Raw genomic sequence first — 14,839 nt, forward strand, 5'->3', positions numbered from 1 at the left:
GGCACAACCGGACACCGGTGAGTGAACGCACTCGCTCGAGAGCGACGTACCTCCTCGACGAGCGAGCGCGAAAAAATGGCGGACTGCACCGACCGCGGCGCGTTTAGCTGATTTTCTGGTACTGCTCGGAGAGCTTGTCGGCCGCTGCGCCGAGTTGCTCGCGTTCGAGTTCGCTCAGGTCCCAGTCGACGATTTCTTCGACGCCGTTTGCGCCGAGTTTGACCGGCACGCCGAGGCCGACGTCCTCGTGACCGTACTCGCCGTCGAGCGCGACGCTCGCGGGTAGGACGACACCCGTGTCGTTGAGGATGGCTTCGACCATGTGGGCGACACCCGTCGCGGGGCCCCACTGGGTCGCGCCCTTGCGCTCGATGACGTTCATCGCGGACTCTTTGAGGTCTGCGAGGATTTCCTCCTTCTCGCTGTCGGAGAACTGCGGGTCCGCGCCGTTGATGCGGACCTTCGAGAAGACGGGCACTTGGGCGTCGCCGTGCTCGCCGAGGATGGTGGCTTCGACGTTCTTGACCGGCGCGTCGAAGCGGTCGCTGAGCACGTAGCGGAAGCGCGCGGAGTCGAGGCGGCCACCGAAGCCGATGACTTTCTCGCGGGCGCGGTCGCCGGTCTCGTACAGATGACGGTTCAGCAGGTCGACGGGGTTCGACGTGGTGACGCTGATGAAGTCGTCGTTGTACTCGGCGAGCGAGGAGCCGATGTCCTCCATGATGGGCGCGTTGTCGCCCGCGAGGTCGATGCGGGTCTGGCCTGGCTTGCGCGGGATGCCGGCCGTGATGACGACGACGTCGGAGCCTTCGGTCGCCGAGTAGTCGCCCTGCACGACGCGCGTGTTCGAATCGTACGCGATGCCGTGGTTCGTGTCGGCGGCCTGGCCGACCGTCTTGTCTTCCATCTTCGGGATGTCCACGAAGACGAGTTCGTCGACCACGTCGCGAAGCGCGAGGTTGTACCCAGCAGCGGCACCGACAGTGCCTGCAGCACCGACTATGCTAACTTTCGCCATAATACCTGAACCACTCTCTGTTTGCGGGTTAAACGCTTCGAAACCGCGGCCTGCTTGCGGGAAAATTGTGCCGCAAACTTCGCCGTAGCTCTTTTTGAGGTCGCCCGCGTGTCCTCACACATGAGTGGGTTCGACAAAGAGGCGGAGCGCGAACGACTCCGCCAGCAGTTCGAGAAGGACGAAGCCTCCCGCAAGGAGACCGCGCGCATGAGCGAACTCCTGCTCAAGGGCGCGACGATGACCAACAAACACTGTGAGGTCTGTGGCGACCCCATCTTCCGCTACCAGGGCCAGGAGTTCTGTGCCACTTGCGAAGGGCGCGAACAGGACGCCGCGGCCCAGCAGGCTGAGCAGCCTGCCGCGCAAGCCACCCCAGAGCAAGCCGAGGACACCGCAAACGGCGAACACCCGGTCGAAACGGAAGCCGCGGAAGCGAAGGCTCGAGAGGCCCAGTCTGCGCAATCGGAGACTGACTCCCCACCGACGCCGGAACCAGCCCCTGCGCCGACGCCGGACGCACAACCACCGGCGCAGGAACCCGCGCCAACACCACAGGCAGCCGAATCCGCGATGGACAACCTCGGAAAACAGGCGACGGAAGTCGCTCGCACCCCTGCTCCTACCCAATCGTCTCACGCACAACCGTCCCAATCGACGCCGTCGCAGTCGGCCACCGGAAGTGACCTCGCGGCCGCCCAGCAGTCGCTCGTCCGCACGCTCACGAAACTCACGACCGCCGCGGAAGAATCGGACGACGTCGGACGGACAAAGGAGTATCTCGAAGCGGCACACGAAGCTGCAGAGGCACTTCGCGCGGTGAAGAAGGCGAGTCGCTGAGCGCGTCACGGAGCCGAGTTTATTCGTTCCGTTTCGATTTGTAGTCGCTGCCCACGACTTCTCTGATGCGTTCTGCGGTCACTTTGCCGACGCCTTTGACTTCCATCAACTCCTCCTCGGTCGCTTCCATCACGGCTTCGACGGTGCCGAAGGCAGACAGCAGCGCCCGCGCTGTCACCGGCCCGATGTCGGCGATGGAGGCGACGACGTACTCCTGTTGTTCGGTGAGCGTCTTCTTCGTCTTCTTGCCGTGGACGCGCACCTCACGCTGTTCTGTCTTCTGCTCGCGCGACGCGATGATTTCGAGCAGGTCCGCGGTGTCTTTCTGGTCTTCGGTGCGAAGAATGCTCGCGCCGAAATCGACCGCGAGCGACGCCAGTGCCCCGCGAATCGCGTTCGGATGGACGTTGCGCTCGCCGTAGAGGTTCTCTCCCTCGATGATGACCACCGGGCGGCCGTAGTACCGCGCCGCGTCGCCGACCTGCTCGAACATCGAGCGGTCGCCGCCGGTGAGCGTGTCGAGGAAGTCGGAGACGGACTTTCGCTCCACGACGACGCGGTCCGAGAGCACGTAGTCGCCGACTTCGAGCGTCTCCAATCGAATCTTGATGCCGTCGCGTTTCGAGAGGTCACGGGCGATGGTCGAGTCGAGTTCGCGCTGGTCGGCGACGATTTCGACCACGTCCTCGTCAGCCACGCCGCCCGCACGGGGCACGTCTTTCTCCACGTCCTCCTCTTGCTCGGCGGCAGATTCGGACTTCGCCTCGGCGAAGTCGGTGAGGGCTGGCTGGACGTTTTTCTTGGTCTGCTTCGTCTCGCTTCCGCCGTTCGTCTCGGCTTTGGCGGCCCCATCCGCGTTCGCGAACTTGCTCAGGTCGTGTTGGCCGAGTTCCGTCTCGATGTCGCCGACGAGCCCTTTCAGCTTCCCGAGTTCGTCTTGCATCTTCGACTCCTCGCGCTTTGACTTCCAGAAGAACGCCTCGTCCCGGGTGTTCTTGGCGATGAGGACGGCGACCCGGCCTTCGGCCTGCCGGCCGGTCCGCCCCTTGCGCTGAATCGACCGAATGCCCTTCGGGACGGGTTCGTAGAACAGCACCATGTCCACTTCGGGTACGTCGAGTCCTTCCTCTGCGACGGAGGTGGAGACGAGCACCTCGAACTCGCCGTTTCGGAACTGGTCGAGCGTCTCCTGTTGTTGTTTCTGGGTCATCCCGTCGGACCCCTCGCGGTCGCCCTGCCCGACGAACTTGCGCACCGAAAAGTGCGCAGAGAGGAACTCGACGAGCGTCTCTGCGGTGTCGCGGTACTCCGTGAACACGATGACGCGCTCGCCGTCTTTGATGCCGAGGGTCTCTGCGATGAGCATCCGCGTCTGGGAGAGTTTCGGGTGCAGACCGTCGTACTCGCGGGCTTTCCGCATCGCCTCGCGAATCTTCGGCTCGGAGACGAGGCGCTGGCTCGCCTTCGACGCCCCCGACGAGCGCGCCTCGTTTCGCAGGCGCTCGAAGTAGGCGACGAGCGACTCCACGCCCTGGGATTCGACGACCTCCACGGCGTGTTTGAGCTTCATCACTTCGGCGTGGACGCTCATCCCCTTGTACCCCTCAGACTGGTCGTTGCGGATGAGTTTCTGGAGTTCCTTCTGGGCGGCGAACAGTTCCTTCCGGGAGATGTCCACGCGGGCAGATTTCAACACGCCGAGTTGCTTCAGTCTCTCTAAGCGGTCTTTGACCACCTCGTTCATCCCGTCACGAATCTCCAAAATTTCCTGTGGAACCTGCACTTCTTTCCACTCGATGTCGGTGTCGTGGGTGTACTCGTCGACGTCAGAGTCGCCCTCGCTCATCACGGCCACGTTCGAGAGGCCGAGGTTCTCACAGACGGTCATGATTTCTTCGCTGTCGCCGCCGGGCGAGGCGCTCATCCCGGTGACGAGCGGTCGGTCGGCGTCCGCGTGGTAGCGTTCGGCGATATAACAGTAGGCGTAGTCGCCCGTCGCGCGGTGACACTCGTCGAAGGTGAGGTGGGTCACATCTGCGAGCGAGACGCGACTGCCGACGAGGTCGTTTTCGACCACCTGCGGGGTGGCGATGACGACCGTCGCGTCCTGCCAGAGGTCGACCCGGTCGTCGGGGCGGACTTCGCCGGTAAACACGACGATTTCCTCGTCGGGGATGTCGAGGGCCATCCGGTAGAACTCGGCGTGCTGCTGTACGAGCGGTTTCGTCGGCGCGAGCATGAGTGACTTGCCGCCGTGCTGGTGGAGGCGCTGGGCGGTGACGAGCAGGCTGACCGTCGTCTTTCCGAGGCCGGTCGGCAGGCAGACGAGCGTGTGGCCCGTCTGGGCGTCGCCCGCGAGTTCGATCTGATAGAGTCGGCGTTCGATGACCGACGGTCTGAGCAATGGATGGTCTACGTAGGCTTGCTGGTCCGTCGCCGCCATTTGCCGAAAATTCGTCGCCCCTTCGGTTAAGGGTTCGTGTAGCAGGGTGAAAGTGGCCGACTGCTTATTGTGCAGTCCTGCGAAGGCCTCCCCATGACGGTTTACGAATCTGATATCCCCGGTGTCGGGCGGAAATTCGAACTCGAACTCGGCGGCGGCGCGCGCCTCATCACGCTCATCCACCACGACGGCCATCGCGAGGTGTTCTACCGCGCGAATCCCGACGCAGACAGCCAGAAACTGTTCGACCTGGATAGCCAGCGGGCCCGCCAGTTCGGGTCGATTCTCGAAGGCGCGTACTTCGAGTCGGTGGCCGTCGAGAACCTCTCTGTCCCGCTCGGTAACGCCATCATCAACTGGGAGCAGGTGCCCGCCGACTCGCCATTGTCGGGCAAAACGCTCGCAGACACGAACATTCGCGCCGAAACCGGTGCTTCCGTCATCGCCATTCAGCGCGGTGAAGAGACCATCCCGAACCCCGACCCGACGGCGACCATCGAACCCGGCGACTACCTTGTCGCCCTCGGCACCCGCGAACAGGTCGCCGCCCTAAATACCCTCCTCGCCTCCGGGGCCTGAAATGGCGACGGAGAATCTTCTTCTCGAAGCAGGTGTCGTGTTCGCCGTCCTCGCTGTTGGCGGGGGTATCGCCAGCCGACTCGGCCAGTCCGTGATTCCCGCCTACATTATCTTTGGCATCCTCATCGGGCCGTTCGCCCCCGAAGTCGCCGGCCAGTCGCTCACCCTCGTCGAAACCCGCGAGTTCATCGACCTACTCGCGGAACTCGGCATCGTCTTCCTGCTCTTTTTCATCGGCCTCGAATTCAGCTTCGACCGCCTGTTGCAGGCGGGGCGCAAACTCGGCGAGGCCGGAAGCGTAGACTTCCTCGTGAACTTCGGCATCGGCGTTGTCGCCGGATTCGTGTTCGGGTTCGACCCCGTCGAGACGTTCTTCCTCGCCGGTATCGTCTACGCTTCGTCTTCCGCCATCATCACCAAGACGCTCGTCGACCTCGGGTGGATTGCAGACCCGGAGAGTGAACCAATCCTCGGCGTCCTCGTCTTCGAAGATATCGTTCTCGCCGTCTATCTCGCCATCCTCACGGCCCTCGCCTTCGGCGACGGCGGGATGAACGAAATCGCGAGCAGTCTCGCCCGCTCGGGCGCGTTCCTCGTCGTCCTCGTCGCCCTTGCCGCCAGAGGCGAACCGCTCGTCGAACGCCTGCTTGACGTGCAATCTTCAGAAATCTTCCTGCTCCGGGTGGTCGCCGCAATCGTCTTCGTCGGCGGGCTTGCCCTCGCCTTCGGGGTCTCCGAGGCCGTCGCCGCCTTCTTCATCGGGGCCGCATTCGGGACCACCTCGCACGCCCACCGAATCGAACGCATCATCTCTTCAGAGCGCGACATCTACGCCGCCGTGTTCTTCTTCTCTATCGGCCTCGGCACCGACCCGCGCCTCCTCGTCACCGTTCTCGTACCGGTGCTCGTCCTCGTCGTCCTCACGACGGGGAGCAAACTCCTGAGTGGCTACGTGACGGGTCGACGCTACAACCTCACCGCCCGGCGTTCGCTGCGCGTTTCGCTCGCCATGATTGCTCGTGGTGAGTTCTCGCTTGTCGTCGCCGCCCTCGCCGCCGCGGCGGGCGGGTCTGCCATTCTCGGCGAGACGATTCCGGCCATCGGCGTCGGCTACGTGCTCGTCATGAGCATCCTCGGAACGGTCGCGATGCGTTACTCACGGACGGTCGAGCGCTGGTTCGGGGTTGCTGTCTGATTCGCCGACGACACACCGGCCCTCGTTTCTCGATTCGACACCCGGTACGCGCGTACAGTACGGGGTGTACTGGAGTCGGTAGACGTCGCCGCGATTTTCGAGGTAATAGCCCGCACCGACGCCGTCGTGGTGGGGCACTTCAGCGAGCGCATCCGTCACCTCGTTGTACTGGGTGCGGGTGAGGTCGAACTGCTCCTGTGGATTCGACTCGCTGACGCGCTGGGTTACCGTCTGGAGGACGACGATGCCAGCGACGCGCTCGTCGGCCATCGACACGACTGTCGCCTCCGCCGGCGGTTTTGCCGCCCACCGCACGGTGAGCAGGCCGCCTTCGATTCCTTCGAGGTTGAGACAGCCCGCAGTCGCCGTGAAGATGCCCGCAGCAACCGCTTTGAGCGCGTCTCGGCGAGTCGGTGCGGGAGTCATGGCCGACAAATTTGGCCGCCTTCTAAAGAATGTTATTGCCGTCGTTCACCACGGCAAGAACGTCAAGTGCTGGATGGGTTCTGGGAGGTAGGTTATCGCGACGTACATCGTCACCGCCGCACCGATTGGGATGGTGAGGTTATCGTCGATGACGTACCCCGCGATGACCGGTTTCACGCCGTCTGCGACGGTGGCCGCGATGGCTCCGAGGACGGCAACGAGGACGGGGACGAACCAGACGCCGATGAACAGCGTCACGCCAAACATCGCGAGCAGGACGTACGCCTGCTTGGCCGCCCGCAATTCCCCCGACCCGAGAACCCCACTGATGGGGTCGCCAATAGAGAGCATGAGCATCGCGGGAATCGCGATGTCGGGGTCGAACACCAACGCGACGAAGGTCACGCCCCACACGTAGAGGGCGTACCCAGCGAGGTTGTCCTGTTCGTACTCGCGGGTGAGTTCGTCGTAGATTTTCCAGTCGAGACCGACGACGAGGCGGATGGCCTCGAGGGCTAACACGACGACCGACCCGGCGATGAGGGCGTAGCCCAGCTGCTCCCAGGTGAAAACGCCGACCCAGTAGGAGAGGGGGGCGAGGATGCCCGAAACGTGAACGAGTCGGCGTTCGATTTCGTCGTCCATCAGATGTCGTCAAACGAACGGTCGCCCGCCCGCAACGCGAGCAAGAGTTCGGGGAGGTCGTCGATGGCCACGCGGGCCTGGGCGGTCGTGTCGCGTTCGCGGACGGTCACCGTGCCGTCTTCGAGCGATTCGTAGTCCACGGTGACGCAGAACGGCGTGCCGATTTCATCCTGTCGGCGGTAGCGACGACCGATGTTGCCCGAATCGTCGTAGGCCGAGGAGAGACCGTACTGGCGGAGCGTGTCTGCGATTTCACGGGCCTGCTCGCCCATGCCGTCGCGGTCCATTAGCGGGAAGACGGCGACGTTCGTCGGCGCGAGTTCGGGGACGAGTTTGAGGAAGGTTCGTTCCTCGCCGTCGACTTCGTCGTCGCGGAGGGCGTGTTCGAGCACGGTGTGGACGATGCGGCCGACACCGAACGACGGCTCGACGACGTGGGGTGTGATGTGCTCGCCCGATTCGGTCTGTTCTTCGACGGCGAAGCCGGTCTTGTCCACTGGGATGGTGTAAGATTCGCCGTCGACTTCGACCGTCACCTCGTCGCCGTCGAACGCGCTTCGGTCGCGAGCGGCGAGGTTCGAGAGGGCATCGACAATCTGGCCGGCGGCCGAGCCGTATTCTGGACCGAGGTAGGCCATGTCCGGGTCCACGACGGCGCGTTCGACCGTCTTCGGTTCGTCGTACTGCTTGAAGATGGTGAACTCCTCGCCCGAGTGTGCGCCGTGGTGCGAGAGGTCGTAGTCGCCCCGGTAGGCGAAGCCAGTGATTTCGACCCAGTTGCCGCCGAGTTCGGCCTCCGCATCCCAGCAGTCGCTCGCGTAGTGGGCACGCTCGCCGGGGAGGTGCTGGCGGTATCGGAAGCGGTCCATGTCGACGCCGATGCGCTCGTACCAGCCCTTCGCGACGCCGAGGTAGTAGCCGACCCACGGACTCTCGATGACGCCCTGTTCGACGGCGTCTGCGACGGTCATCGTGACGTACTCCGTGCCGTCTGCTTGCTGCTGTGCTGCGGGGTAGAGTTTGAGTTCGACGTCTGCGACGCGGTGCAGCGGCGGTTCGTCCTCCTCGGGGTCGATGAAGTGTTCGAGTTCCGCCTGCGTGAACTCCCGGACGCGAATCAGGCCGCGCCGCGGGCTAATCTCGTTGCGGTAGGCCGCGCCAATCTGGGCGACGCCAAACGGCAATTGGTTGCGGGCGTACTCCTTCAGCCGCGGGAACTCGACGAAGATACCCTGGGCCGTCTCGGGGCGCAGGTAACCCGGCGAGGAACTGCCGGGGCCGATGTTCGTCGCGAACATGAGGTTGAACTCAGAGACGTCCGTGCCCGCGAGTTTCGCGTGACAGTTCGGACATTCGATGTCGTACTCGGCGATGAGTTGGGCCACCTCTTCGGGCGAATAGCTCTCTGCCTCTTCGATACCCGTGTTGTCCTCGACGAGGTGGTCTGCCCGATGATTCTCGCCACACTCGGGACACTCGACGATCATGTCGTCGAAGCCGTCCAAGTGGCCGGACGCCTCGAACACCGGTTCTGGCATGATGTTCGGCGCGTCGATTTCCTGATGACCCTCTTTGACCACGAACTGGTCGCGCCACGTCTCCTCTAAATTACGCTTCAGCGCCGCCCCCTGCGGGCCGTAGACGTAGAAACCGGCGACACCGCCGTAGGCACCGGCCGCGGGGAAGTAGAAACCACGTCGCTTCGCGAGTTCCGAGAGTCGTTCTGTGTCGTCGCTCATTGGAGACAGGCTACGAGGAGGTCCATATCGCGGACGATGCCGACGAGTTCGTCACCGCTCATGACCGGAATCTGTTCGATGTCTTCGTTGCGCATCATCTTGGCCGCGTCCTGTGCGGTTCGGCGGCGACCGATGGTCTTCAGGTCGCTGCTCATGAACTTGCTGACAGGGCCGGAGGGCAGTTCGACGTTGCGGGTCGGCAGGTAGCGGTTACCCGTCGCCTTGATGCCCTCCCACATCCACTCGTCGTCCTCGTTGGCGATGGAACTGCCCGTGTCGTCCTCGCCCTCGACGACGCGAGCGACGTTCAGGATGTCCACTTCGGTGATGATACCCGCGACTTCTGCTTCCTCATCTAAGACGACGCCGTAGGCCTCGTCGGCGTAGGAGAGTTCGCGCTCGCAGACGCGCAGTGGCGCACCCGAAAACACGGTGTTGACGCGGTACTCGTACAGTTCGCCGACCTCCATGTCGCCGGGGGCGTCGCCGGCGGCGATGGCGCGAACCACGTCGGTCACGGTGATGATGCCCTCGAGTTGGCCGTCGACGACGGGGACACGGCGTGCGCCCTCCGCAATCATCAGTTCTGCAACCTCGGTGATGTCTGCGTCCGCCTCGGTCGAGGGGACTTCTTCGACGAGCAGCGCGAGCTGGTCTTCGTCCGGGTCCGCAATCAGGGATTCACGAGAGACGAGACCGCGAAACTCCTCACCGTCGTCGGTCTGCTTGATGACCGGAACCGAGGAGAACTTTCGCTCCTGGAGATATTCGAGCACGTCGTCTCGCGTGCCGGGTAACTCCACCGTCACGAGCGAGTCACGCGGCGTCATCGCATCAGAGACTTTCATTGCCCTTACTTGCGCCATGCAGGTACTAAGTACTTCCACCTTGTGCCACCGGGGCTGCATACGCCGAAGAAAACCCTTCCGTTTGACTGGAACCCTTACTCTTCTAACTGGTCGTTTAGCTGCTCTTCTTTTTCTCGAAGTTGCCCTTCTACTTCGGCGCTGCTGACCGCGCGGCCACTCACGTCTCCTTGATTCTGCCCCATCGCCGCGCCGTAGTGCTCCTTGAAGTCTTCCGCGTGCGGGAAGAACTTGGCGGGGTCGTCGTGTTTGAACGACCCGAGCATCGTCCCGTCGAGTTTCTGGACGTGGGTGAAGATGTGGCCCACCTCCATCGCGTGGCTCACGGTGTTCGCGGCGTTCCAGAGTTCGTACTGCCCGGCGATGAAAATCGCGTTCTTCGAGTCTTCGTCTACGAGTTTCGTGACGAAGAAGACGTGCCCGTCTGCCTCCTGACGGAAGACGTCGTACTCGGGGAACTCGCCCTGTTCGAATGCCTTGACAAAGTCATCTGCGTAGTTGCCCGGGATGACGTGCACGATACCGAACCGACCTTCCGGCCCGACGCTTGGGGGTTCGGTGGCCGTGTGGCCCGACGCGACGTAGTAGGCGTTCCAGCCCTGTTCTTCGTACTCCGCCGCCATTGCCTTCATCTCCTCTATCGTGGCCGTCCAGCCACTTTTCAGGACGTCTGCATCCTGCGCGAGGCGCTCTGCATACTCCTGCTCGTCGTCCGCATGTTCAGGCATACCATTCCTCGTTTCTGCTCGCGGTAAAAGTTGTTGACTCTAGGCACCAATCCCCAAGCCAAACTCCATCACGAGCGAGATGGCGAGCGTGAGGAGGCTCGCGAGAAACAACTTCGTCGAGCTTCGCATCCGGTCGTTTACGGGGAGGTGCATCCCCCCGAGCGGCGTGATGCGGTCGAGGAGTCGCTCGAAGGGGGTCGCGTCGCGACTCGGATTCTGGTCCTTCCACGGCGCGGTTGGCCGTAACTGGAAGGCGGCGACGCCAAACGCGAGAAAGCCGAGGACGAACAGCATGTTCTTCACACCTGGCCAGCCACTGCCCAGGACGAATCCGAGGACGTACGAAACCGCGAACAGGACGAACGTCACGGCGAAGATGTACACCAGTGCGTCGAGCGTTTGCTGGCGTCGCAGTGACGGGTCGCCGTTCATCGAGTGAAGACGTGGTTTTCTAAGTACTCAGACGGCTCTTCGTACTCCGGTTTGTGCCGGTGACAGAGGCTCACGCGACCGGATTCGCTGACGCGCAGTTGCTCCGGTTTCACGATTTCGCCTTCTGCGTACTCTCCGTCCATGCCCTCTGGCACGACGCCGTCACAGATGCTACCGAACTCTGCTCTGAGATAGGCGGCGGCCTCTTTCTCGTTGCCGTTCGCCACGAGTTCCTCGGCTTCGTCCAGATGCTCGCGAATCTGTGCTGGTACGGTCAGGTCGCCGAACACCTCGCGGTTTATCTCCTCGATGTTCGAGAAGCGCGTCTCCATGCCGAGGATTTCGCGCGCTCGTTCGCCGATGGATTTGTCAGCGCGCGTGCGCTCGCGAACGATTTCGCGGAGCAACTCGACGCCGTCCCAGATGTCGTCGTCAAGGTCCTGGTACTTCGGCGGGCGAATCTTCGTCGGACAGCGCGTGCTGAACGGACAGCCTTTCGGCGGGTCACGCGGACTCGGCGGCGTGCCGCGAAGCGTGATGCGCTGGCGTTCGACCGTCGGGTCCGGGTCCGGAATCGCAGAGAGCAGCGACAGCGTGTACGGATTCGCCGGGTCGTTGAACAGCTCTTCCGTATCGCCGATCTCCATGATGTGGCCGAGGTACATCACGGCCGTCCGGTCGCAGATGTGCCGGACCACCGAGAGGTCGTGGGCGATGAACAGGTAGGTCAGTCCGAACTCCTCCTGGAGGTCTTCGAGCAGGTTCAGAATCTTCGCCTGCACGGAGACGTCGAGTGCGGAGACCGGTTCGTCGAGGACGACGAACTCCGGTTCGAGCGCGAGCGCGCGGGCAATGCCGATGCGCTGGCGCTGACCCCCGGAGAACTGGTGGGGATACCGGTAGTAGTGTTCCTCGCGCAGGCCCACGGTTTCGAGCAGGTTCCGAACCTTGTCCCTACGGTCTCGGGGTGTTCCGATTCCGTGGACGTCGAGCGGTTCGCGGATAATCTCCCCGACCGTCATGCGGTCGTTGAGGCTCGATTCTGGGTCCTGAAACACGATCTGAGCGTTGCGCCGCCAGTTCTTCAGGTCGTCGCCGGACAGTTTCGTGATGTCCGTGCCCTTGTACTTGACTTCGCCACTCGTCGCCTTCTCCAGGCGGACGAGCGTGCGCCCGAGCGTGGTCTTCCCACAGCCCGATTCGCCGACGAGACCGAGAGTCTCGCCCTTCTTGATTTCGAAGTTGACGCCGTCGACTGCCTTGACCGGGTTGCCTCCGAGAAGCCCGCTGCTCTCGTAGTAGGTCTTCAGGTTGTTCACCTCGACCAGCGTCTGGCCAGTGGCGACGGTCGTCTCGAACTCACTTGCGGATTCGCTCATTGTTCATACTCCCCGCTTCGTGCGCGGTGGGTTTCGACTGCGTCCTCCGTCGTCTCGTCTTCGGGATAGAGGAGGCAGGCGGCGGTGTGATTGGTTGCCGATTCGTCCACGGGGACGGAAACCGGGTGCACCGAGTTGCACTCGTCGAACGCCTTCGGACACCGCGGGGCGAACCGACAGTACGTCGCCGGTTCGTTCGGCGTCGGCACCTCGCCCTTGATGGTGCGCAGGCGCTTTTCGCCGGGGTGTCGTCCCGGAATGCTCTCCAGTAACCCCTCCGTGTACGGATGCTTGGGGTTCCCGAACAGTTCGACAGACGGTGCGGACTCGATAATCTCGCCCGCGTACATCACGTTCACGCGGTCTGCAATCTCCGCGATGACACCCATGTCGTGGGTGATGAACATGATAGAGAGGCCGCGTTCTTCCTGAATCTCCTCTAAGAGTTCCAGAATCTGGGCCTGAATCGTCACGTCGAGTGCAGTGGTCGGTTCGTCGGCGATGATGAGTTCGGGTTTGGACGCCAGTGCCATCGCGATGACGGCCCGCTGGCGCATCCCACCGGAGAACTGGTGTGGATACTCGTCGATGCGGCGGCGGGCGTCCGGAATACTCACGGCTTCGAGCAGGCGGATTGCCTCCTCGGTCGCCTCGTGGCCTCGCAGGCCACGGTGGAGGCGCAGTACCTCCTTTATCTGGTTCCCGACGGTGTACACCGGGTTGAGCGAGGTGAGCGGGTCCTGGAAAATCATCGAGATGCCGCGTCCGCGAATCTTGCGGTACTCGGCCTCGGTCTTCCCGACCAGTTCCTCGCCCTTGAAGCGAATCGACGACCCGTCCAGGATTTTGCCCGGATTATCGACGATGCCCATAATCGAGCGGGCGGTCACCGACTTCCCGGAGCCAGACTCGCCGACGATACCGACGGTCTCACCCTCACGGATATCGAAGCTGATGCCGTCTACGGCGCGGATGACCTCCTTGTCAGTGAAGAAGGCCGTGCGCAGGTTGCTGACCGAGAGGACGGGTTCGCCCGTCTCTCGCTGGCGGGTGTCCTGGAGTTCGTCCATGGAGCTCATCCACCACCACCTCCGGCAGCGGCAGCAGCCTCACCACCAGTCTCGCCAACACCACTCTTCGGGTCAAGCGAGTCGCGGATGCCGTCGCCGAGGGCGTTGAACGCCGTCACGACGAGCACGATGAGGATGCCGGGGATGAGCGAGACGTGCCACGCCTGAGTGGTCACGTAGTCCTGCCCGGCGTTGATGGCACTGCCCCACTCAGGGGTCGGCGGCGAGATGCCGAGCCCGAGGAACGAGAGGGCGGACGTGCCGATGATGATGCCACCGAGGGTCATCGACCCGTAGATGAGCAGGTAGCCGAGGATGTACGGCAACATGTGTTTTTTCATCGTCACGGTCGAGCGTTGGCCGTAACTGCGGGCGGCGTCCACCCACTCCTGCTCGGAGACCTGGAACGCTGGCCCACGGATGGCACGCCAGAGGAACGGCCAGCCCGTCCCGGCGAAGATGAGCGCGATGAGCAAGCCACCGTTGTAGATGCTCGATAGCCAGTGGTCTGAGAACACCACAGAGAGCAAGATGAGGATGAGCAACTGTGGCAGGCTCATGATGGAGTCACTCGCCACCACAGTCGCAAGGTCCACGAGGCCCTTGTAGTACGCCGTCAGCAGGCCGAAACTGGCCGCGAGGAACGTACTAATGGAGATGGACAAGAGGCCGATGAATAGCGACACCCTTGCCCCATGGACCATGAAGGTAAACAGGTCTTGCCCGGGTGTCGGCATCGTGCCGAACGGGTGGAACCGGCCATAGTCGTCGTACTGCCACGGCTGGATGTTCGTACTGCCGGCACCGCGCGAGGCGGTCATCAGGTTCGCGTCTCCGACGAAGACCTCCTGGACCGACTGCGTGTCTTCGTTGAAGTATTTGAACTGGTTCTGGTACGGCCGGTCGATGTTCGCGTCGAACGTCGTCGGGCCGAGGGTCGGCGCGAAGATGGCCATGACCACGAAGAGGAACACGATGGTGAAGCCGAACTGACCCCATCGGTGGCTCTTCATCCGCCGGACGACGTCGTCGCGTGGCGTCCAGTCGGCGTAGCGGTAGTTGTCACGGAACACTTTGTAGCCCATGAGCACCCATCCGAGGAATGCGAAGGCGTAGGTGTAGGTCAGGAGGACGCGAATCAGCCAGGCCCACTTGGGTTCGAGACCCATGAAGGTGTTCACCCACGGGCCGTTGGCCGATTCTTGCCACCCCTGATTCGGGATGAGTTCCCGAGAGGTGAGCGTTGGAATCTCTGCTGTCTTCGCCGCCGTGTCCATGAGAGTGGCGGCAATGGAAGCGCCCGTATCACCCGGAATCGCGTCGAAGAGAGAGCCGATGAACCCGATTAGCGTCGTTGCGAGGGCACCGAATTCGAGCGCGATAAGGAGCGCCATGATGGCCCCCCAGATGAGCGCAGGACGTGGATTCTCCTGAATTCGCTGGAGAAGCGGTACGTCTTCTGTTACGCTGTTTTGGCTCATT

Annotated in this window: 14 protein-coding genes; 3 read left to right on the forward strand and 11 right to left on the reverse strand. The window is 62.9% G+C overall.

Annotated features, from left to right (window positions below):
- Window positions 1-103: 103 nt before the first annotated feature.
- The gene (gene mdh / locus P1M51_RS15160; protein WP_276246005.1) at window positions 104-1,018 is read right to left on the reverse strand and encodes a malate dehydrogenase; all 915 of its coding nucleotides are present in this window, start codon (window positions 1,016-1,018) and stop codon (window positions 104-106) included.
- A gap of 120 nt (window positions 1,019-1,138) precedes the next feature.
- Here mdh and P1M51_RS15165 point away from each other — a divergent pair, with 120 nt between their 5' ends.
- Window positions 1,139-1,855, forward strand: a complete 717-nt coding sequence (locus tag P1M51_RS15165; RefSeq protein WP_276246006.1) for an Sjogren's syndrome/scleroderma autoantigen 1 family protein — start codon at window positions 1,139-1,141, stop codon at window positions 1,853-1,855.
- Window positions 1,856-1,874: 19 nt separating this feature from the next.
- On the opposite strand, the gene P1M51_RS15170 is transcribed toward P1M51_RS15165, so the two are convergent.
- A complete protein-coding gene (locus P1M51_RS15170) occupies window positions 1,875-4,298 on the reverse strand; it encodes a DEAD/DEAH box helicase (RefSeq protein ID WP_276246007.1) in 2,424 nt (807 codons plus the stop codon).
- A gap of 93 nt (window positions 4,299-4,391) precedes the next feature.
- On the opposite strand from P1M51_RS15170, the gene P1M51_RS15175 reads away from it, so the two are divergent.
- Both P1M51_RS15175 and P1M51_RS15180 read left to right on the forward strand, forming a co-directional pair.
- Complete coding sequence (locus tag P1M51_RS15175) at window positions 4,392-4,877, forward strand: cation:proton antiporter regulatory subunit (protein WP_276246008.1); 486 nt, start codon at window positions 4,392-4,394, stop codon at window positions 4,875-4,877.
- A 1-nt stretch (window position 4,878) separates the two neighbouring features.
- Window positions 4,879-6,072 (forward strand): cation:proton antiporter, encoded by a 1,194-nt coding sequence (locus P1M51_RS15180; protein ID WP_276246009.1) that lies wholly within the window; start codon window positions 4,879-4,881, stop codon window positions 6,070-6,072.
- On the opposite strand, the gene P1M51_RS15185 is transcribed toward P1M51_RS15180, so the two are convergent.
- From P1M51_RS15185 to P1M51_RS15225, 9 genes are all read right to left on the reverse strand, one after another.
- Window positions 6,034-6,498 (reverse strand): hypothetical protein, encoded by a 465-nt coding sequence (locus P1M51_RS15185; protein ID WP_276246010.1) that lies wholly within the window; start codon window positions 6,496-6,498, stop codon window positions 6,034-6,036. The genes P1M51_RS15180 and P1M51_RS15185 overlap by 39 nt on opposite strands.
- 45 nt (window positions 6,499-6,543) lie before the next feature.
- A complete protein-coding gene (locus P1M51_RS15190) occupies window positions 6,544-7,143 on the reverse strand; it encodes a diacylglycerol/polyprenol kinase family protein (protein WP_276274673.1) in 600 nt (199 codons plus the stop codon).
- A complete protein-coding gene (gene glyS, locus P1M51_RS15195; protein WP_276246012.1) occupies window positions 7,143-8,882 on the reverse strand; it encodes a glycine--tRNA ligase in 1,740 nt (579 codons plus the stop codon). The genes P1M51_RS15190 and glyS overlap by 1 nt, the downstream gene beginning before the upstream one ends.
- Window positions 8,879-9,730 (reverse strand): CBS domain-containing protein, encoded by an 852-nt coding sequence (locus P1M51_RS15200; protein WP_276246013.1) that lies wholly within the window; start codon window positions 9,728-9,730, stop codon window positions 8,879-8,881. Before P1M51_RS15200 ends, glyS begins: the two co-directional genes overlap by 4 nt.
- Before the next feature lie 95 nt (window positions 9,731-9,825).
- A complete protein-coding gene (locus tag P1M51_RS15205) occupies window positions 9,826-10,476 on the reverse strand; it encodes a hypothetical protein (protein ID WP_276246014.1) in 651 nt (216 codons plus the stop codon).
- A 39-nt stretch (window positions 10,477-10,515) separates the two neighbouring features.
- The gene (locus P1M51_RS15210; protein WP_276246015.1) at window positions 10,516-10,908 is read right to left on the reverse strand and encodes a hypothetical protein; all 393 of its coding nucleotides are present in this window, start codon (window positions 10,906-10,908) and stop codon (window positions 10,516-10,518) included.
- Window positions 10,905-12,287, reverse strand: coding sequence for an ABC transporter ATP-binding protein (locus P1M51_RS15215; RefSeq protein WP_276246016.1), 1,383 nt, complete (start codon window positions 12,285-12,287; stop codon window positions 10,905-10,907). Before P1M51_RS15215 ends, P1M51_RS15210 begins: the two co-directional genes overlap by 4 nt.
- On the reverse strand, window positions 12,284-13,366 hold the full coding sequence (locus tag P1M51_RS15220) for an ABC transporter ATP-binding protein (protein ID WP_276246017.1): 1,083 nt from the start codon (window positions 13,364-13,366) through the stop codon (window positions 12,284-12,286). The genes P1M51_RS15215 and P1M51_RS15220 overlap by 4 nt, the downstream gene beginning before the upstream one ends.
- The gene (locus tag P1M51_RS15225) at window positions 13,363-14,838 is read right to left on the reverse strand and encodes an ABC transporter permease (RefSeq protein WP_276246018.1); all 1,476 of its coding nucleotides are present in this window, start codon (window positions 14,836-14,838) and stop codon (window positions 13,363-13,365) included. Before P1M51_RS15225 ends, P1M51_RS15220 begins: the two co-directional genes overlap by 4 nt.
- Window position 14,839: the final 1 nt, after the last annotated feature.

The organism is Haladaptatus sp. QDMS2 (genome assembly GCF_029338295.1).
Taxonomy (GTDB): Archaea; Halobacteriota; Halobacteria; order Halobacteriales; family Halococcaceae; genus QDMS2.